A 19,473-nucleotide genomic window follows, 5' to 3' on the forward strand; every position below is an offset into this window, starting at 1 on the left:
CTCATGCCTTGTTACGAAAAGAGACAAAAAACTGACAAGTTGCCATAGTTAAAGGTAATTGGATTGAATTGACAACAACAGGTCTTAGTCGGTCTGCATAAACATTTGTGCAGACTAAAATTAAGAAGTTGTTTTCTATCATAAATAAAATCATATTTGGATGCTATTAAGTAGCTCATTTGATTAAATTATCAAGCAAATATAGTAGTATATGGTAAATGAAGACATAACAATTACTCGCTTTGAAGATTTTTTTCATATGCATTATAGATTTTTATGCCTTGTAAGTGTTCAACTAGTTGGTGATCTTGACGTAGCGAAGGATCTTGTACAAGAGTTTTACATAGATTTTTGGAAACGTCGTCAAACTATCCAACTCACAAGCACATTCCAATCTTATGCAGTAAGGGCTGTTAAAAATTTGAGTGTCTCTTACTTACGAAAACAACAGTCTAATGCCTCAAGAAATATTCATCTTTTAAAAGACGATGGATTTGATCCAATGGCTGACATCGAATCTCAATATGAAATGGAAGCGCTTGATAGTAAGGTCAAGACTGCTATCGATAAACTTCCTAAAGAGTGTAAAAGAATTTTTATGCTCCATAACATTGATAATTTAAGTTATGCTCAAATAGCTGAGCGTAATAATATCTCCATTAATACGGTTAAAACCCAAATGAAGCGAGCTTATGCGTTTTTAAGGACAGAATTATCAGATCAATCCTTAAGTTGGCTTATTATATCTGCCTATTTATTAGCTAATTAGCTATTTTTTTAAACTCTTAGAAAACATCTTGTCACCCTAATCATAGTTTTTAACGACTTATATTAAATGATGAACAAATCATATAACACTGGCCTGCCAGAATGGGAACAAATTCTTCGTGCACTTAATAACGGGGAAGAAATAAGCGATGATCGTTACCAAAAATTAAGTAGTGATGAAAGATTGCTGATTTCGCAATTGCAGGAAAATCAAAAACTCGCAGAAGCAGAGAACCATCTCGATGAAATTGATTTAACTAGTGATTGGTTCTCTATTAACGCACGTTTAGCGGCAATAGCCAAAGAAGAACGTATTAAGCCGCTCTTCCCAAATTGGCTTCGCTATGCCGCAGTAATTCTTTTACCACTTATGGTTGGAGGAATTTACTTATTGTCGATCCGAAACTCTAAAGAGGAAAGAATAATGGCGATAAATAAAGAAGATAGAGGACTAAAAACCCCCATCCTGATTTTAAGTGACGGTAGTTCGATAGAATTAGGACCTAAAAAGAGTATTACTAATTTAAGCGGACCACAGGTCTTTGTGCAAGAAGAAAATGGCATCGTATATAAAACTGGGGAAAATACCGGTGCAATTCCCATTTTTAATACATTAATAATCCCAAGAGGAGCGGAATACAAATTAATGCTTGGTGACGGAACCGAAGTGTGGATAAACGCCGATACGAAGATTAAATATCAGGTAAACCTTGATGCGGCTAAAACCAGAGAGGTATTTCTTGAAAAGGGAGAAGCTTTTTTCAAGGTGGCAAAAAATCCTAAGAGGCCCTTTATAGTACACCATGGCAACATGAACGTCGAAGTTTTAGGCACCTCATTTAATATTAATTCTTATTCAAATACTACCTACACTACTTTAACAGAAGGGAAAGTAATGGTGAGCACGGCTAATGGAGAAAATAGAGTTGAGTTGGCTCCAAACCAACAGGCAAATTTCAATAAATTAACAGGAAGCATAGAAAAGCAGGATGTGGATGTATTTAGTTTTGTGGCTTGGAAAGATGGAATTCTTGCATTTGAAAATGAGACGATGGCAGATTTGATGGAGCAAATCGGAAGGCTATATGATTATGATATTGACTTTAAGGATAACAGCTTAAAACAATTGCATTATTCTGGGAGTACGGATAAAACTAACGATATAAAGAAAATTTTAAATATTATTCAGAAAACTTCAAACTTAACACTCACCCTAAAAGAAAGGACCATTATTGTAGAAAAATCGACTAAAAACTAAAATCAAAAAAAACGGGCAATGTTCCAAGCATTACCCGCCAAAAGTAAATCTGATAATAATTCGCTTTGACCGAGCATCTAATTATTTATTGTCATTACCTAAACTATTTCAAATCTAATGAAAAAAAAACATATTAAAATGGTTCCCCTAAAGAACTTTTTGAGAGGATGTTTTAGGAAAGAAGGACTCTTGATCCTGCTATTTTTATCCTTTTCAGCCAATCTGATTGCGCAAACCGTACAAACAGTGAGCTTAAATTTAAAGAATGCTCCAGTTTCAACCGTCATTGATGCGTTAACAAAACAAACAAAACTTCATATCATTTATAACCATGAAGAAGTAAACGTCTTACCAAAAGTTAATATAAAAGGTAAGAATTTACCTTTTCGAAAAGTACTAGATCAAATATTAGCAGGCTCTAAGTTAGCGTACAGCATTCAGGAGAATACAATAATTATTGGCCCAAAAACCAATAAAGACGAAAAAATTATTGAACCTAAGAAAGTATCGATATCTGGTGTAGTTACCGACGAAAATAAGTTGCCACTAGGAAGAGCAAATATTGTTGAAATGGGTACTGAAAATGGTACAGTAGCTGATGAAGACGGCCGCTTTAACTTTAACGTAACAGAAAACGCCTCAATAAAAGTTACTTTTCTGGGAATGGAATCGCAAGTTATTCCAATTGCGGGAAGAACTTCATTAAATATATCCTTAAAAACTAGCCGCACCGAGATAGGCGAAATGGTAGTAACGGGTATTTTTAACCGTAGGGCAGAATCTTTCACAGGCGCAGCTACCAAAATTACACGCCAAGAATTGCAAAGGGGAGGTGTAGTAAACATTTTTCAAAGCCTGAAAAATATTGAACCTTCTTTAAACATACAAGATAACCTTGCCTTCGGTTCTGATCCAAATAAGATTCCGGATATGCAAATTAGAGGGGCATCTTCTTTTCCAGATCTAAAAGGTCAATATGCTACTAAACCTAATCAACCACTTTTTATTGTCGACGGTTTTGAAATGACCATAGAAAAAGTATCTGATTTAGATATTAACAGAATTGAAACAGTAACCATTTTAAAAGACGCATCAGCAAAGGCGCTATATGGATCTCGAGCGGCCAATGGCGTTATAGTTATCGAAACTGAAAAAGTAAAGCCAGGTGAGTTGAGAATTAATTACACAGGTAGTGTTAGTATAGAGAGCCCAGACTTAAGCAGTTATAATGTTGCAAACGCCATAGAAAAATTAAATTTGGAGAAGCAGTTGGGTGCCTATGATAGAATTCAGCCTATAGTGGGTTTAGCCTATGATAGTTTGTATTATGCCAATTTAAAGGAGGTTCAAAATGGCGTAAATACAGACTGGTTGTCACAACCTGTGAGAACTGGAATCACAAACAAACAAACTCTTGGTTTTGAAACTGGCGATAATCGATTACGCGTGGGGGCAAATTTCTTTATGACCAACACGCAAGGTGTAATGCGGGGAAGTGACCGTAAAAATATGGGGGGAAGTCTTTATGTATCGTATCGTTACAAAAATATTTTATTCAGAAATCAATCACAATATACCAATGTAAATGCGATAAATTCACCTTATGGAGATTTTTCTGAATATGCTAAATTGAATCCCTATTGGAGAACAACTAACGAAGATGGCACCATTCGTAAATTTTTAGGCATTGGCCCCGTCTTGTCTGAAGACGTATATAATCCAATGTACAATGCAACACTCAATACGCGTTCAACATCGAAGTATAGCGATATTACCAATAATACATTCTTGGAGTGGTTTATTAACGAAAATCTTAAAGTTACTGGTCGCCTTGGCTTCAGTAATACAGTTAATTCTACAGAGAATTTTTTGCCGGCTAATCATACAAATTTCATAGGATTTACAGGGGAGAACTTGTTTTTGAAAGGAACATATGATAAAGGAGATGGTAAGGCTTCTATGGTAAGCAGTGATGTGAATTTAAACTATTCAAAAGTATTGGGCAAGCATGTGCTGTTTACAAATATAGGTTTGAATGTTCGCGAAGACAATGCTGAGAGTTATTTACATAGCGCCATTGGTTTTCCGAATGATAAAATGGACAATATTATTTTTGCAAAGCAATACGCTTTAAATGGTAAACCGTCTGGTTCCGAATCAATTAATAGAGAGATAGGTACTTTAGGGGCTTTAAACTATTCTTTTGATAATAGATACTTCGCCGATTTATCTATTAGATATAGTGCATCATCCCAATTTGGGACTGATAAACGCTGGGGAGCCTTTTGGTCTGCAGGAGCAGGATGGAATATTCATAATGAAAAATTTCTACAAGGCAGTAAATATATAAACTTGTTAAAGATAAGAGGGTCTTTGGGTTATACAGGATCTCAAAACTTCAATTCTTATCAAGCAATGTTGTTATATGACTATTTTGTGGATAATTCTTATCAGGGGATGCTCGGCACATTTTTAAATGGCTTAGCAAATAAAGACTTAAAATGGCAACAACGTCTCGACTATAACGTTGGCTTGGATGCCGAATTGTTTGAACATCTTAGTTTACGCTTAGATTTTTATAATGCAATTACAACAAATCTTTTAACAGATATTACAACTCCACCTTCACTTGGTTTTGAATCCTACAGGGCAAACCTAGGTCAAATCCGAAATAGTGGTGTCGAATTTAGAGCGAATTACAGAACACTTGTGAATAGTGCGAATAGGCAGTCGCTTAATTTTTTTGTATCTGGAGTAGCTAATAAAAATAAAATACAGAAAATTTCTAACTCTCTTCAAAGCCTTACGAATAGTCAAGACCAGTTGTCCAGAACTAGCAACAGGCCTTTAGTTAGGTTTGAAGAAGGTCAGTCACTTGACGCTATTTGGGCGGTTCCTTCAATGGGAATAGATCCAGCAACTGGAAAAGAGGTTTTTGTTAAAAAAGATGGCACAGTCACAGATATATGGGATGCTAATGATAAAGTTGTAAGTGGGATAAACCAGGCAAAGATAATGGGTAACATGGGCTTGAACTTTGAGTTTAAAGGTTTTAGCTTAGGAGTAATTGTACTTTACAGAATGGGTGGGCAGATTTATAATCAAACACTTGTAGATAAAGTTGAGAATGCCCAATTAAATTATAACGTCGATAGTCGCGCTTATTACGATAGTTGGAAAAAGCCAGGCGATAATGTACTGTTTAAAAATATTGGAGTATCGAATGCTAATACATTGGCCACTTCTCGATTTGTACAGGATTTAAGTGAATTTGATATAAGTGCGCTTAACTTGGGTTATGACTTCTACCGCCATGGCTTTGTCAAGAAAATGAAGCTACAACGTTTAAGGGCGATGCTTAACTTAAATGACGTGAAAAAGTTCAGTACTGTTCGTATTGAAAGAGGTACATCCTATCCATTTGCGCGTCACTTTGCCTTCACTTTGATGGCTAACTTTTAATTAAATATTTAAAAATTTAAAGAATTAGAAATGAAAAATAGCTTATCAACAGTTCTACTGTTACTATTCATATTCCTTTTTGCTAGTTCCTGCAAAAAATGGCTGGATGTTCAGCCGCGCACAAAAGTTAAATCATCCGTATTACTTAAATCGGAACAAGGCTATAAAGATGCACTAATAGGTTGTTATAGTCTTATGAAATCACAATCGTTATATGGCAGGGAATTGACCTTCGGTTTCGTTGATGCTGTTGCACAACAATACGACACCTATAATAACGCTACCTATAATAATGTTTCGCAATTCAAATATCTTACCGAGGCTCCTGTTCGGAACCAAATCGATAATATTTGGAAGGGAATGTATAATACAATCGCAAACGTAAATAATATCCTAGATAACATTGATAAGGATAAAGCACTGTTTACAGGAAATAACTATGAGCTAATTAAAGGCGAAGCACTGGCGTTAAGAGCGTTTTTACATTTTGATTTGTTACGTCTCTTCGGCTCGACGAACTTAACCAAGTTGAGTATTCCTTATGTTAGAACTTTGAGTACCGAAGTTACACCTCGTGAAGCAGGTAACCTAGTTATAGAATTAATCCTGAAAGATTTACAAGATGCCGCTACAAACTTGAATGTTGATCCCATCAAAAAGGGACTCAAATCTTCAACGGATGAGTTCTTAAATAATCGCCATCAAAGAATGAATTATTTTGCAGTAAAGGGTATTACAGCTAGAGCATATTTGTGGAAAAATGATAAGGTAAACGCCCTTGCGAATGCAATGGAAGTAATCAATATAGGAAATCAAATATTCCCATGGATTCAAACAGCCAATATAGCTGCAACAGCAGATAAAGACAAGGATCTTACATTCTCAACAGAAAACCTCTTTGCTTTGAACGTATTTGACTTAAAGACTATTGCTAATACTTGGTTTATTTCTGCATTGCCACAGAATCAGCTTTTCAGAGGTTCTTACTATTATGAAGAAATGTTTGAGACAAACACCGTCGGTTCAAACGATTATCGGTTGTTGTTCACATCGAGGTTGGTTAATTATGATTATGTCCTTTATAAATATTATCAACCAGAAAACTATAAAAAGGCTTATTCAGAGATGATACCGCTAATCCGTAGGTCGGAAATGAATTACATCGCCGCCGAATGTAATGTGGGTGTTGATAATCAGAAAGCTATAGATTACCTAAATGAAGTACGATTGAATAGGGGAATAACAATTCCGCTTGATAATAATTTAAACGAAGCAGCTATTCGCGAAGAGATTTTAAAAGAATATAGAAAGGAGTTTCAAGGCGAAGGGCAAATTTTTGCATATTGTAAAAGGACAAAACAGGAGTTCTTCCCCACTCACTACATTACGTTAACAGATCTACATCTCGTGATGCCTTTGCCAGACAATGAAGTTGAATTCGGTAAATAACAATATGTGCTATTCATCATTTAAAATTTTAAAAAAAAATCAAATGAAGACAACAGTAAAAATATACTTAATGGTTCTTTCCTTAAGCACTATATTAAGCGCCTGTTCCGAAAAAGATATTCCGGGTTATAAAAATGACCCACGTTTGTTCTTTCAGATTCCTGGCGAAGGAAGTGTGGCCCTGCGCGATTCTGTAATTTATTCTTTTCCGGCTCACCCAAATGTAGGGAATAGCGACACACTTATCTTTCAAGCCTGTATTATGGGCGAGCCATCAAAGTCGGATCGGGAAATTGGTATTAAAGTTAATACAGAAAAATCAACCGCCATTGAAGGTGTAAATTTTAAATTTCAAAGTAAAATAATGCCGGCTAACATGTTTAAAGTTGATATTCCAGTTGTGATCTATAAAACAGGATTGAAAGATAAATCTGTACGACTCGAATTGGAGGTGGCTGAGAATGATCATTTTAAGAAGGGCTATGAACGTTATAAAAAGGTCATCTTTATCTGGGGAGATAAATTTCTTAAACCAGATATTTGGGATAGTTCAAATTACAGAAATGCTTTCGGCGAATTTACCGAAACCAGATATGCATTTATCTTAAATGCGTGTAATATCACTGAACTTCCTGATCCAATGAATCTCCAACTATTGGGCTATTACAATGCATTGGTAAGAAAAGCCCTGCTCGAATATAATACCAAGCCAGGAAATACCCCCTTAACAGATGAAAATGGGGTTGTAGGGTTCTGGGTTTGGACGGGTGTTGGGGGACAAGGGTAAATAAAATTGTGTTTAATCTAAAAGAACTTTTTACATGAAAAAGAATAATTGTTATTTCATAACACTGATTACCCTATTCCTATTTTTAGTATCATGTGCTAAAGACAAGGGTAATTATACTTATAAAAATTTGGATAGTCATTTTGTTGACATCGACGCATTACCAAAAACCTTTGTTGTGAAGCAAAATGAATTAGTAAAGGTTAATCCTACGAATTCAATCGAAGCACCTACTAATTTAGCTTATGAATGGCGTCTTGTACAACAGAGTTATGCTCCAGATCCGTCAACAGGTACTTATGTTAATAAACAACTGGCAGTTACTAAAAATCTTTCCTATAAGGTAATTGAGGCACCGGGAAGCTACTTATTGGTGTTATATGTGACTGATAAATCTAATGGGGGTATTACGCAAATGGTTAAAATGCCATTTACCATAAGCTCGTACGCCTCAATTGGATGGATGGTTGTGCATGGGGATAATACAGGGAGTGATCTGAGTATTGTTGTTAACAACAAACTTAACAAGTTATTACCAGCGGGTACTGATTATGTTCAGTCCAATGTTTTTTCTGAAACAAATGGAGCTAAAATTCAAGGTGAAGTTGCAAATGTGTACTATATAGATAATCATTGGGTTGATGTGTTCACTAAAACCAATGATGGAGGAGTCCGCCTTGGCGGAAATGATCTGCGTAAACTAAATTCATATAGTGAGATGTTTATAAACCCACTCCCAAGCAACAATGTTAAATTTCAAGCATATGCGGGATGGAGCTACAATGAACTCCTAATTAACAACGGGGATTTGTATTTTATTCCTCAAGCTGATATTAATGTTTACAGTAAGTTCGGCGTAAAATGCTTTGGAGAAGATTATGTTGCCGCACCATTTATAGGCACAATTTTCAACTGGGCTTATTTTGGTGTAATCTACGACAGTAAGCATAAGCGATTTTTGTATATCGATTACGATAGAACCGTTCGGCAATTTGAAGCACCAAGTGCTTCTGCAGCATTTGATATGCGGAATGTTGGAAAGGTCATGGTTTATGCAGAACACGGTTTTGATAATAGATGGTTTTGTGTAATGCAGAATGAAAACAACCCATCTTCGCGGGAACTTTACGTGTGTAAATTTAATGTGAGTGATGATGGAAATAGGGGTATAGCTAAAATTAACATCAGTGGGGCCACAGAATTAAATGCCGCTAAATATTTTGCGTTTGGGAATAAGGGAAATATCATGTATCACGCCACAAACACAAAGATTTATCAAAACAACTACGCAGGCAATTTGGCATCGACCCTTATGTATGATGTATCTGCAAACTATCCGGGAAGTGTAATTACCAATATGAAGATGTTTAAAGTAAACAATCATCCAAATGATGGTAAAATTTTGTTTGTCGCTCTCACTAATCCTACCACCAAATCAGGTACCCTTCTGCAGATCGAAGTGAACGAAGTTAGTGGTGCCTTTGGTACTATAAAAGCCTATACTGGCTTCGGTGAAATCTCAGCCATGAACTATAAATCAAAATAATTAAACCTAATTTTTAATGGAATTCATTAGCATTTGCGTTGATGGATTTCATTAATTTCTCAAATAAAATAATAATATGAAAATGATCAAACTTAAGATTGCATTAATAGCTATGGCTATTCTTCTATTAAATATACCAAGTTTTGCACAAGAAGTATTTTGCAAAGTTAGTGGTAACATCAGCGGCCTTGATAAGGCAGCCAAGATAACAATTTCACGTAATAGAACGAGTTCAATTCCGGTTAAAACGACGGTTACTAAAATTAATGGTGATTTTTCATTCACCTTGCCTGCTATAATGTTCAATGAACTTTATGATTTAAAGGTTGAAGGTGCCAGGGGAACAGCTAATTTTATTGCAGAAAAAGGCACGGTAAAGATTACTGGAGAAAAAGAGAGAATTTACTTAGCGGTCGTTAAAGGAACTCCAGAAAATGATCATTGGAATAATTATCAAAAATTTTCCCAAGAACAATCTAAGCAAAACAATCATCTGACGATGAATGCAGATAAATTTACTGAGGAAGAACGAATAGCCATCTTCAATAAGGTACAGCAACGTCAAGAAAACTATACTGACTCCTTAGTTCAAAATTACCCCAAGTCGGTTGTTGCTTTGTATATAGCAAAAATACCACTAATGATGATGAAGCATGATCAGATAGATTCTTTGTTAACGGTATTTAAACCTGGTTTCGCAAAGCACCCTTACTATCTTGCTATGAAAACAAGAGCTGATATTCTCCGAAAAGTGGCGCCGGGAGCGATAGCTCCTGATTTCACGGTAATAAAGCCAGATGGTACATCTAAAATATCCCTGTCGTCATTCCGAGGAAAGTATGTACTGCTTGATTTTTGGGCTTCCTGGTGCGTGCCATGTCGAGAAGAAAATATTCACACCAAAACTATCTACCAAAAGTTTAATCCAGCCGGTCTGGAAGTTATTTCTTTTTCATTGGATTCTGATATAAAAGCTTGGAGAGATGCGTTAAAACAAGATGGCTTAATTTGGCATAATGCCTCCGATTTAGTTGGTGGAACTAGATCCCCGGTTGCTAAGAACTATGGTATAGACGGTATTCCGGCACTTTGGCTTATTGATCCTACGGGGAAGATTATTGCGGAAGGGATAAGGGGAGAAACCCTTGAGGCTTTGCTAGAGTCTATTTTCAGTAAAAACAAGGGTGAGTAATGAAGCTTAAAAAAAGTATTTTATCAAGCGCACTCCTTGTCGTTTTTTTATTTTGCTCTGTATTTCAACTGCGAGCTGATGAGGGTATGTGGCTACTTGCTTTGTTGAAAAAGCAAAATGCTGAACGACTGAAAGCAATGGGGTTGAAAATCCCGATTGATGAGCTGATGGGGACAACTGAAGGTGCCTTAAGTGAATCGGTAATTGCATTTGGATCTGGATGCACTGGCTCGATTATCTCTAACACTGGATTGATACTTACCAATTATCATTGCTCCTACGATGCGATTCAGCAATATGTGAGTCCAACATCTGATATTTATAAAAATGGGTATTGGGCAACGGATCAATTACATGAGCTTCCTATTAAGGGATTGTCAATAACTATTAATAAAAAAATACTGGATGTAAGCGATGAAGTAGCAGAGTTATTATCAAAAGGAAATTCGAAAATCAACAGTATTCGAGATGCACAATTGCTCATTGCGAAGAAATACCTGGCCCAGTATCCCAAATATAGAGTTGTAATTAAAGCGTATAAGAATAATACCCTTTTTGTTCTTTTTTTACAACTTAACTATGAAGATGTGCGGATGGTAGGAGTGCCCCCAAAAGATGTTGCGAAATTTGGTGGAGAAACGGATAACTTTATGTGGCCAAGGCATAGCGCCGATTTTGCCTATTTTAGAGTTTATGCGGATAAAAATGGTATGCCAGCAGCATTTTCTAAGGCGAATATTCCTTTACAGGTAAAGACCTGGCTTAAAATTTCAACAGAAGGATATCGGAATGGTGATTTTGCCATGTCTATGGGATACCCAGGGATGTCGGATCGTAATGCCCTTTCCTTCAAGATTAAAGAAAAAACGCAAGTATTAAATCCGCCAATGATCTCCGTAAGGAAAGTTACTCAATCCATTTGGGAAGATGAAATGAACAAAGACGCCCTCGTTAAACAAACCTATGCCGAAAAATTTGCTACCTCGGCTAATTATTACAAGAATGCGATAGGGATGAACTACTGGGTAAATAAATTAAACATTATTGCCCGAAAAGAGAACCATGAAAAGGAATGGATGAAGTGGGTGCTTAATGATACAATAAAAAGAAGTATTTATTTAACTGCTTTGCAAGATCTAAAAGCTGAAATTGAAGGAAAGGCTGATTTTTTAAAAGCCCAAACTTACTATGCTGAATGTATGGATGCTTGTGAAATACTCAAATTTAATATGGGTTTTGGGGAATCTTTTAACACGTTTGTTACGAGCTCAAAAAAAAGACCTTCTCTGCGCAGTGATCTCTCAAATACGGTAACCTATCATTACAAAAGGCTAAATGTCGCGGTAGACAAAAGGATGACAAAAGCAATGTTGAAACTCCTTAAAGATAGCTTACCCGAACAGTTATTACCAGATATATTTATTACAAAGAAATTAAATACCAATCTACTAATAGATCAATATGTTGATTCGCTGTTCCAAAGTTCAATTTATTCAGATTCGACAAAACTCCAAAATTGGTTAAAAAGTCCTTCAAGGCCACTTGTAAACGATCCAATCACTCAGTTCACATCGTCGATTGAAAAGAAAACTGGAGAATTGTTCAGGGTATTTTCATTCACAAACAAATTTTATAAAAGTTCCGCATATTATGATAATAGTGTTGCTGAGTTTAAAGGAGATAGCTATTATCCTGATGCTGATAAAACAATCAGGCTCTCCTACGGTAAAATTTCTGATCTTAACTTGGATGGGAAAACTATTCCCTATCAAACTTCTTTTAGTGGCTTAATTGCAAAAGCCGATACAGTTAATAAAGATTTTCTCCTCAATAGAAAATTATTAGAGGTCTGGCAAAAGAATGGAAATGGCGATATGCCGGTCAACTTTATCACCAATGGCGATGTTACTGGTGGGAATTCAGGAAGTCCAATGCTAAATGCTGATGGTAAAATAATCGGCCTGGTGTTCGACTGCAATTGGGAATCGATGACAAGAGAGTTTAACTATGAACAGGAACTAAACAAAGTTATTTGTGTAGACATTCGATATCTGTTGTTCATAACCGAGAAGTTTTCGAACAGTGCGAGAATTATTACAGAAATAAATAAGGCTAATAAGCGTAATGGAAAAGGTAGTTAAGAAATTTATGCTAATAAGTTTGGGTTTGATGCTGACAACCCATGCTTTGGCTGTAGATGGAGTCAAAACAGTTATAAAAGGTACCGTAAATAATAGAAGCATAAAAGTCATTAACATCTTCAAACGTGAGATGATGAGGAGACCTGCGGCCTCGGGTATTGTAAAGTTGAATGGTCAGTTTCAACTGACCATGGATTTGAAAGCTGCTGGTTTTTATTTAGTTTCTGATAGTGCTAACAAAATCAAGGGATTTGAGATGTATCTTAATCCTGGCGACCAGATTTCGATGGAAATTGTTAATGATGACTTTACACTAAGCGGTAAGGGAAGTGTCGTAAATCAATTACTTTATGATTTGAATCGCAAATATCCATACAATGAGTCTGATCCAGCCAGTCATTCGCAAACTTATCATCATCGAATTCAAGCTATTCAAAGCTCCACGGTAGCCGAAGTTATTCGAAAAAAAAGTCTGTTACTGGGTAATGCACAGGGGGAATACCTAAATAAAGTATACGGGAAATTGATAGAATCGAGAGTCTATCCGCTTATGTCCAGTATAATGGAGGTGAACTTCATGGATTTTGATATTCGTCTTTTACCTGAAATCGTCATTTACCCTAACTGGAGTCAGTTGATTACGGAAATGATGTTTTCTAAAATGAACGCAGGCAGATTAAAAGTTCATAACATCAATACTTGGATAGCCGATTTTGGAAACCTGATCGAAAATCAAAGGTTAAAAGAAGATTACGTTTTAGCGATGCTGGAAAGTTCGGTTTCATATGGAGATTTCGTTTCAATAAATGAGGTAATTAAGGTTACGCTTCCTTTACTCAAGGATCAAAAAAAAATTACAAGAATAAAAGCATTGAAAGCGAAAGTTGCTCAGCGGATAGGGTTTTATAAAAATGTTATGCCTGGAACTGACCTAAGCAAATACACTTTTAAAGATGTAAATGGTAATCAAGTATCAATTAGCGATTTCAAAGGAAAACTCATTTATATCGATGTTTGGACTACAGGTTGTATGCCTTGTATGGCTGAAGCACCTTACTTAAAGAGGCTCGAACACGAAATGCAAGGGGAAGAAATTGTGTTCCTTTCTATTTCTTGCGATTCTGGGGCCGAAACTTGGAAGAAAACGTTAAAAAGCTATAAATTGGACGGAGGGCTTCAGCTGCTAATGAATGGATACGACGATCCGTTTTTCGAAAAAATAGGAAAATCAGCGGTTCCTCGCTTTCTAATTTTGAATAGAGAGGGTAAAATGCTCGATTATAACAGCTGTAAACGCCCTTCTAATCCCCTGCTGAAAATTTATCTCACTGAATTAGTCAATAAAACAAAATAATGAAATTATATCTCCTATTTTTTGCATTTTTATTTACTTCGATTTTCACTGCACATAGCCAAATCACAGAAATTAACGGGGTTTCAAAAAAGAAGAAACCATTAACAATAAAGTTATTTAAAATTATATCGGGTCAGTTAGAAGAAATAGCATTCGTAAACTCGAAGTTTAATGCCAGTTTTAAATTTAAGTTTAAACCGGATTATAAGGGTTACTACGTGCTTGGCTTTGGAGATTCTCAAGACCCTAAAAATAAATTTAAACTATATGTTAAGGGCAATGATAGAATTAATCTTGAACTTAATGATTCTACATATTTATTGAGAGGTATTAATACTAGGGAGAATGAAGTACTATCACTGTGGCATAAATTAGCCTTTAACATTGAACGTAGATCAGTTTATTTTATTCCTAGTCATTTAAATGGATTCTTTCCCCAGTTGGAAAATCTTGCTTCGAAAGTAAAAAATTGGGCGAGCGGCAAAGAAACAAATAATGCTGAATTTGATGAACTCATGAAAACCACAGTCGAATATGATCTTGCCTATTTTGCTTTGGCATTTATCTCGTCTTCTCGAGCCTCTCAGCCTAATGTTGCAGACTATAACCCTTATTTAAAAAATTTTAAAGCAGATCAGTTTCTTCAAAATGCTAGGCTGTATAATTTTCCTTATGGTACAATTATGTTGAAAAATTTAGTTTCATTTAAGAACAGAAATCTTCGCGAACCGAATTTGGAAATGGCCGTAATGTCAATCGGAAACGACACCTTAAAGGGCGAGTATGTGCTTAGTGAAGCGAGCATTTTAAAATCTTACACGAGCTACCAAGATATGATAGGAAGTTATGAGAAGTACTTTCTTACGGAAGATCAAAAGACGCGGAAAAAAAAGTATGAATTAAAGCTAGCCAAATTTAGACCGGGAGCTGAGGCCATTAATTTCACCTATCCTGATAGGTCTGGTACCATGATTTCATTAGGTGATTTCAAAGGGAAAATAGTATTGGTAGATGTTTGGGCAACTTGGTGCGGCCCTTGCATCGCAGAAATTCCATTCTTGAAAAAATTAGAAGAAGAGTTTCACGATAAGAATGTTGTGTTCCTAAGCGTGTCGACAGACGTTGAGAAGGATAAGGAAAAGTGGAAGAAGTTCATTTCAGACAAACGCCTAGGCGGAATCCAGTTGTTTGCTAATGGTGGTTCATCAACTATTTCGAAAGTATATCATATTTCGGGAATTCCTAGGTTTATGTTGTTCGATAAAAACGGGCATATCATCGACGTCGATTCACCACGTCCTAGCGATCCAAAACTAAGAGAAATTCTAAATGAATATTTGGATCGCTAGCGTTAGCACTTATCTATTGTAAGATTTCCTTACTTTTGTTAAACGTTCGGGATAAAAACCCGACTTTATAGTATGATTAAAGAAATTGAAATTACGCTTTCGCCAGAATTAGTAGCTCAACCCCAAGCTATCAAAGAACAGTTGGCAGCCACGCTAAAAATAAAAGCTAGCCGTATCCAATCCTATCAAATTATTAAACGCTCTATCGATGCTCGATCAAGAAAGGTTATCTATCGTTTACAAATTAGGGCTTTTATTGATGAAACTTTCTTTACAGAAACAACCTCATTTAATTATCCTCCAGTAAAAGAAGATAGGACTGTTATCATTGTAGGTGCAGGGCCAGCAGGCCTATTTGCAGCTTTACAGTGTATAGAGAATGGCTTAAAGCCTATTGTTATCGAACGCGGTAAAGACGTTAAGCAACGTAGACGGGATTTAGCCGCAATTAATAAGGAAGGTATTGTAAATACCGAATCGAATTATTGCTACGGAGAAGGTGGTGCAGGAACATATTCTGATGGGAAATTGTATACCCGTTCCAATAAGCGAGGCGATATTAATAAGGTACTACAAATATTTGTACAGCATGGGGCTGATGAGGATATTCTGATAGATGCCCGACCTCATATTGGGACAAATAAACTGCCGCAGATTATTTCTGCAATTCGTGAAACAATTGAAAGTGCGGGTGGTGAAGTACGATTTGATTCTAAATTAACAGATTTTTTAATCGAAAATGGTAAGATCAAAGGTGTCGTAATTAATCAGGCGCAAGAAATCTTAGCTGATTCGGTTATCCTAGCAACTGGACATTCGGCAAGAGATATCTATGAATTGCTACATGCTAAAAATATCTTAATCGAAGCTAAGCCATTTGCATTGGGGGTTAGAATTGAACATCCGCAACAGGTTATTGATAGTGCGCAATATCATTGTGATATAAGGAGTGAGTTTCTTCCTCCCGCTTACTATAGCATGGTTGAGCAGGTGAAGACGCGAGGAGTATTTTCTTTTTGCATGTGTCCGGGTGGAATTATTGCGCCTTGTGCTACTGAAGTTGATGAGATTGTTGTTAATGGCTGGTCGCCTTCCAAAAGAAACAATCCATTTGCAAACTCAGGTACTGTAGTACAGGTTACCTTAAATGATGTGGAGGGGTATGATCCTTTAAGGATGTTAAACTTTCAACGAGAAATAGAGCAACTGGCTTTTGAAGCCGGGGGCGGTAATTTGGTTGCGCCGGCACAAAGGATGATAGATTTTGTAGAAAATAGACTATCGATTGATCTGCCTAAGAATTCCTATTTGCCAGGAACCAAGAGTGTAATGCTCGCTAACATACTACCCGAATTTGTTTCGGAAAGCCTTAAAGCAGCACTGCCTTTGTTTGGCAAAAAGATGAAGGGCTATTATACCAATGAAGCGATTTTAGTCGGCGTAGAAAGTCGAACCTCATCGCCAGTGCGTATTCCGCGAGATAAAGAAACTTTTCAGCATCCGCAAATTACTGGGCTATATCCTTGTGCCGAAGGTGCAGGTTATGCGGGCGGCATTGTTTCGGCGGCCATAGATGGTATTAATTGCGCTAATGCAATTCTTAACCAATAAAACTTTAACCAGAAAAATATTGTTCTAATGATATGGAACTTAACCTAATTACGGAACTTAAAAAAGCTTTTAACGGAGATGCCTGGCATGGGAGCAATCTGATGCAACAATTAAATCTGGTAGATCCCGCAAATGCTTTTTATCATTTTATTCCAAATGCTCACTCCATTGCCGAACTTGTGTTGCATATTACTGCGTGGACTGATGAGGTAAATTCTCGATTGTTAGGTGCAGTAGCAAAGGAGCCCGTTGCAGGGGACTGGCCTACACCTCAAGCAGAAACCATTAAAGAATGGGAAAAGATTGTGTTCAATTGTAAAACAAGCAACGAAGAATTGATTAGGGTGTGCGATGGCTTAAGCTCAACGAGTTGGCAAACTGAAGTTAAAGATGATAGAGAGGGGGAAATGGGTACTGGTATTACCTATGCGGCATTGATCAATGGGTTGATCCAACATCATGCCTATCATGCTGGTCAGATTGGCTTGCTTTTGAAATTTAACCTTAATAAATCCTAGTAATCATACCATAATGAAAAAGACTTTAATTATAGGCGCTTCGCCAGATCCTTCTCGCTATTCTTATAAAGCTGCTCACATGCTAAAACGCTTTGGTCATGATATTGTGAATGTTGGAATAAAGAAGGGCGAGGTTGCGGGGGTGGAGATTGAACGTCCACTAATTATTCACCATGACATCGATACGGTTACCTTATATATAGGTGTGGCTTTGCAGGCCCAATACCATGATTATATTCTGCAAACAAATCCCAAGCGGGTAATTTTTAATCCAGGTACTGAAAACCAAGTGTTAGAACAGTTATTGGTTCAAAACAATATTGAGCCAGTTGAAGCTTGTACCTTAGTTCTATTGAGTATCGGTCAGTATTAGGAGTCTTAGCAAATCTCTAAATAAAGAAGTCGCCCCTATTGTGTGTCTTTAATATATAAATATTTTTATCTAACGATATTAAATGCCTTAGGTTTAGAAACACCATTAAACCATGCCTTTTCGAGGTATACGGACGAGTCTACAAATCTGAACTCTCCACTGATTGTATCCATTTTTGAATTCCCAAACTTTATCAAAGTAAGCGTAGTCGGTGTGCTCCGGTCAAAGTGTAAATAAATTTTTAATTTTTCATATCCAGGACTACCTGTTATATCAAATGGTTTACCCCCATTAACGGCGGGTGTTACATACAGTTGGGGCTGTCCGTTAACGATATGATATATACTAATGTTAGAAGCATCATAAAGTGCTGGGGCTGCAAGTGCATTTCTTCCATCAGCGGTTAAAACCGAAATGCCAACTTGTACGTCGATTACATCCGCATTTTTTTTACATGACATAGCAAAAAAGAGTACTACGAGCAATAAAGATAGATTGAGAGTTTTCATAACTAATGGATTGACTTATGGTGAAGGATTTATCTAAGTTATAATTTATTTTTCATGCTTTCACTTGAATATTTAGTTATGCACATCTAATTAACCCTCTAATGAAAAGAGAATTATTTTTAGCCTTTTTGGTATCGGTAGCTCTTGCTACAAGCTGTAAGAAATCTTTAAAAGAGATTAAAACTTCAACAATAGAACTAGGAGAAATTAAACAGCACATTGTCAACTCTTGACAAGCACAAAAAGTAGCTTTATTAAATTCCATTTTCCCTGAACCACTAAAGAGGGGTATGGCGAAAAATAGTGGTAAAGGAACATTATCAGTTCCGACCGTAATTCAAAAGCAAAAAAAAGAGAAATCCATTAATAGTATTTTTAGTCTCAAAGAAGGACAGGTTCATCCGACACTTCATGTAATTAACTATAGCGAAGGAGGCTGGGTTATTGTTTCTGGAGACGACCGAATGGAAAACCTTATTCTATTGTTATATACACACAATACCTTTGATATCAATTACCCAGGGATTATCTAGGGGCTTTCCAGGGGTTTTGGTTATATGAACTCCCTAGATTATCCCTATACCCCTCTTGAAAGGTACTATTTGTGTATGGCGTTTCTGTTTGGGTTTGCAGCCTCTTTATTGATGGTCTGAGGAAATAAAAGATAGGCAAGGGATAGGGGTTGGGCAAGGGCTAGCTAAGTAGTAGGTAAGTAGTAGCAAAGTAGTAGGTAAGTAGTAGGTAAGTGGTTGGTTCGTGAAACTGTTGTGAAATTGGCTTTACGGGTTCGTTTCAATTGAGTGCGGGTAGTGAGATTTGGAGCTGTGCGGTTGTGCAGGAGTATGACCGGTAATATTTTTCTTATTGAGAACCATTGAGTTATGGAATAGTTTAGGAAAAAAGGTTTTAAGAGTTTGTGAAGGCGGATAATTTTCCTACTTTTGCATCCCGCTTCGGAGGAAGGGAAAAAGGATAAAGATGCAGATTGGGTTATTGAGATAGCGTTTTGGAGGGGAATATCAGGTGGACAGCTACTTAGCTGAAACCTGAAAATAATTCAAAATAAAGTTTGCGAAAAAGAAAAAGTTTTCTACCTTTGCAACCCGCTACGGAGGTAACGAGAGAAGGAAAAAGAGGGGGGGATTAAGTGAGGGTG

The 19,473-nt window shown here is 36.6% G+C and carries 16 protein-coding genes; 15 read left to right on the forward strand and 1 reads right to left on the reverse strand.

The window, feature by feature from the left end; genetic code table 11:
* The first annotated feature begins 211 nt into the window (after positions 1-211).
* The 13 genes from BM207_RS02795 to BM207_RS02855 all read left to right on the forward strand — a co-directional run bounded on the left by BM207_RS02795 (position 212) and on the right by BM207_RS02855 (position 17,808).
* Positions 212-769: an RNA polymerase sigma-70 factor gene (locus tag BM207_RS02795; protein ID WP_090992024.1), complete on the forward strand. Its 558-nt coding sequence runs from the start codon at positions 212-214 to the stop codon at positions 767-769.
* A gap of 66 nt (positions 770-835) precedes the next feature.
* Positions 836-2,026, forward strand: a complete 1,191-nt coding sequence (locus BM207_RS02800; protein ID WP_090992025.1) for a FecR family protein — start codon at positions 836-838, stop codon at positions 2,024-2,026.
* A gap of 117 nt (positions 2,027-2,143) precedes the next feature.
* Positions 2,144-5,488 (forward strand): SusC/RagA family TonB-linked outer membrane protein, encoded by a 3,345-nt coding sequence (locus BM207_RS02805; RefSeq protein WP_090992026.1) that lies wholly within the window; start codon positions 2,144-2,146, stop codon positions 5,486-5,488.
* Between the two features lie 30 nt (positions 5,489-5,518).
* Entirely contained in the window at positions 5,519-6,937 is a 1,419-nt protein-coding gene (locus tag BM207_RS02810; RefSeq protein WP_090992027.1) for a RagB/SusD family nutrient uptake outer membrane protein, read from the forward strand.
* Positions 6,938-6,980: 43 nt separating this feature from the next.
* Positions 6,981-7,724: a DUF4843 domain-containing protein gene (locus tag BM207_RS02815; protein WP_177217041.1), complete on the forward strand. Its 744-nt coding sequence runs from the start codon at positions 6,981-6,983 to the stop codon at positions 7,722-7,724.
* A 34-nt stretch (positions 7,725-7,758) separates the two neighbouring features.
* Positions 7,759-9,270 carry a PKD-like family lipoprotein gene (locus tag BM207_RS02820; protein WP_090992029.1) on the forward strand — a complete coding sequence of 504 codons (1,512 nt, stop codon included), beginning with the start codon at positions 7,759-7,761 and terminating at the stop codon, positions 9,268-9,270.
* Positions 9,271-9,346: 76 nt separating this feature from the next.
* Entirely contained in the window at positions 9,347-10,462 is a 1,116-nt protein-coding gene (locus BM207_RS02825) for a TlpA disulfide reductase family protein (RefSeq protein ID WP_090992030.1), read from the forward strand.
* A complete protein-coding gene (locus BM207_RS02830) occupies positions 10,462-12,603 on the forward strand; it encodes a S46 family peptidase (protein ID WP_090992031.1) in 2,142 nt (713 codons plus the stop codon). Before BM207_RS02825 ends, BM207_RS02830 begins: the two co-directional genes overlap by 1 nt.
* On the forward strand, positions 12,587-13,957 hold the full coding sequence (locus BM207_RS02835; RefSeq protein WP_090992032.1) for a TlpA family protein disulfide reductase: 1,371 nt from the start codon (positions 12,587-12,589) through the stop codon (positions 13,955-13,957). Before BM207_RS02830 ends, BM207_RS02835 begins: the two co-directional genes overlap by 17 nt.
* Positions 13,957-15,306, forward strand: a complete 1,350-nt coding sequence (locus BM207_RS02840; protein ID WP_090992033.1) for a TlpA family protein disulfide reductase — start codon at positions 13,957-13,959, stop codon at positions 15,304-15,306. The genes BM207_RS02835 and BM207_RS02840 overlap by 1 nt, the downstream gene beginning before the upstream one ends.
* Before the next feature lie 72 nt (positions 15,307-15,378).
* Positions 15,379-16,917, forward strand: coding sequence for an NAD(P)/FAD-dependent oxidoreductase (locus BM207_RS02845; RefSeq protein ID WP_090992034.1), 1,539 nt, complete (start codon positions 15,379-15,381; stop codon positions 16,915-16,917).
* A 32-nt stretch (positions 16,918-16,949) separates the two neighbouring features.
* Complete coding sequence (locus tag BM207_RS02850; RefSeq protein ID WP_090992035.1) at positions 16,950-17,435, forward strand: DinB family protein; 486 nt, start codon at positions 16,950-16,952, stop codon at positions 17,433-17,435.
* 13 nt (positions 17,436-17,448) lie between these two features.
* Positions 17,449-17,808: a CoA-binding protein gene (locus BM207_RS02855; RefSeq protein WP_090992036.1), complete on the forward strand. Its 360-nt coding sequence runs from the start codon at positions 17,449-17,451 to the stop codon at positions 17,806-17,808.
* A 65-nt stretch (positions 17,809-17,873) separates the two neighbouring features.
* Here BM207_RS02855 and BM207_RS02860 read toward each other — a convergent pair whose 3' ends face one another.
* The gene (locus BM207_RS02860; RefSeq protein ID WP_143095906.1) at positions 17,874-18,317 is read right to left on the reverse strand and encodes a hypothetical protein; all 444 of its coding nucleotides are present in this window, start codon (positions 18,315-18,317) and stop codon (positions 17,874-17,876) included.
* Between the two features lie 101 nt (positions 18,318-18,418).
* Between BM207_RS02860 and BM207_RS19350 the strand changes: the two genes are divergently transcribed.
* Both BM207_RS19350 and BM207_RS02865 read left to right on the forward strand, forming a co-directional pair.
* Complete coding sequence (locus BM207_RS19350; protein ID WP_262497192.1) at positions 18,419-18,550, forward strand: hypothetical protein; 132 nt, start codon at positions 18,419-18,421, stop codon at positions 18,548-18,550.
* Positions 18,551-18,607: 57 nt separating this feature from the next.
* The gene (locus BM207_RS02865; protein ID WP_090992038.1) at positions 18,608-18,850 is read left to right on the forward strand and encodes a Spi family protease inhibitor; all 243 of its coding nucleotides are present in this window, start codon (positions 18,608-18,610) and stop codon (positions 18,848-18,850) included.
* The last annotated feature ends 623 nt before the right edge of the window (positions 18,851-19,473 follow it).

The organism is Pedobacter insulae, from assembly GCF_900113525.1.
Lineage (GTDB): Bacteria > Bacteroidota > Bacteroidia > Sphingobacteriales > Sphingobacteriaceae > Pedobacter > Pedobacter insulae.

What these genes read in the sequence shown, in the direction of transcription:
- BM207_RS02830 (WP_090992031.1), top strand. Translation starts at nt 10,462, where the DNA reads ATGAAGCTTAAAAAAAGTATTTTATCAAGCGCACTCCTTGTCGTTTTT.
- BM207_RS02860 (WP_143095906.1), bottom strand. Translation starts at nt 18,317, where the DNA reads ATGAAAACTCTCAATCTATCTTTATTGCTCGTAGTACTCTTTTTTGCT.
- BM207_RS02850 (WP_090992035.1), top strand. Translation starts at nt 16,950, where the DNA reads ATGGAACTTAACCTAATTACGGAACTTAAAAAAGCTTTTAACGGAGAT.
- BM207_RS02835 (WP_090992032.1), top strand. Translation starts at nt 12,587, where the DNA reads ATGGAAAAGGTAGTTAAGAAATTTATGCTAATAAGTTTGGGTTTGATG.
- BM207_RS02845 (WP_090992034.1), top strand. Translation starts at nt 15,379, where the DNA reads ATGATTAAAGAAATTGAAATTACGCTTTCGCCAGAATTAGTAGCTCAA.
- BM207_RS02815 (WP_177217041.1), top strand. Translation starts at nt 6,981, where the DNA reads ATGAAGACAACAGTAAAAATATACTTAATGGTTCTTTCCTTAAGCACT.
- BM207_RS02820 (WP_090992029.1), top strand. Translation starts at nt 7,759, where the DNA reads ATGAAAAAGAATAATTGTTATTTCATAACACTGATTACCCTATTCCTA.
- BM207_RS19350 (WP_262497192.1), top strand. Translation starts at nt 18,419, where the DNA reads ATGAAAAGAGAATTATTTTTAGCCTTTTTGGTATCGGTAGCTCTTGCT.
- BM207_RS02865 (WP_090992038.1), top strand. Translation starts at nt 18,608, where the DNA reads ATGGCGAAAAATAGTGGTAAAGGAACATTATCAGTTCCGACCGTAATT.
- BM207_RS02825 (WP_090992030.1), top strand. Translation starts at nt 9,347, where the DNA reads ATGAAAATGATCAAACTTAAGATTGCATTAATAGCTATGGCTATTCTT.
- BM207_RS02810 (WP_090992027.1), top strand. Translation starts at nt 5,519, where the DNA reads ATGAAAAATAGCTTATCAACAGTTCTACTGTTACTATTCATATTCCTT.
- BM207_RS02855 (WP_090992036.1), top strand. Translation starts at nt 17,449, where the DNA reads ATGAAAAAGACTTTAATTATAGGCGCTTCGCCAGATCCTTCTCGCTAT.
- BM207_RS02800 (WP_090992025.1), top strand. Translation starts at nt 836, where the DNA reads ATGATGAACAAATCATATAACACTGGCCTGCCAGAATGGGAACAAATT.
- BM207_RS02795 (WP_090992024.1), top strand. Translation starts at nt 212, where the DNA reads ATGGTAAATGAAGACATAACAATTACTCGCTTTGAAGATTTTTTTCAT.
- BM207_RS02805 (WP_090992026.1), top strand. Translation starts at nt 2,144, where the DNA reads ATGAAAAAAAAACATATTAAAATGGTTCCCCTAAAGAACTTTTTGAGA.
- BM207_RS02840 (WP_090992033.1), top strand. Translation starts at nt 13,957, where the DNA reads ATGAAATTATATCTCCTATTTTTTGCATTTTTATTTACTTCGATTTTC.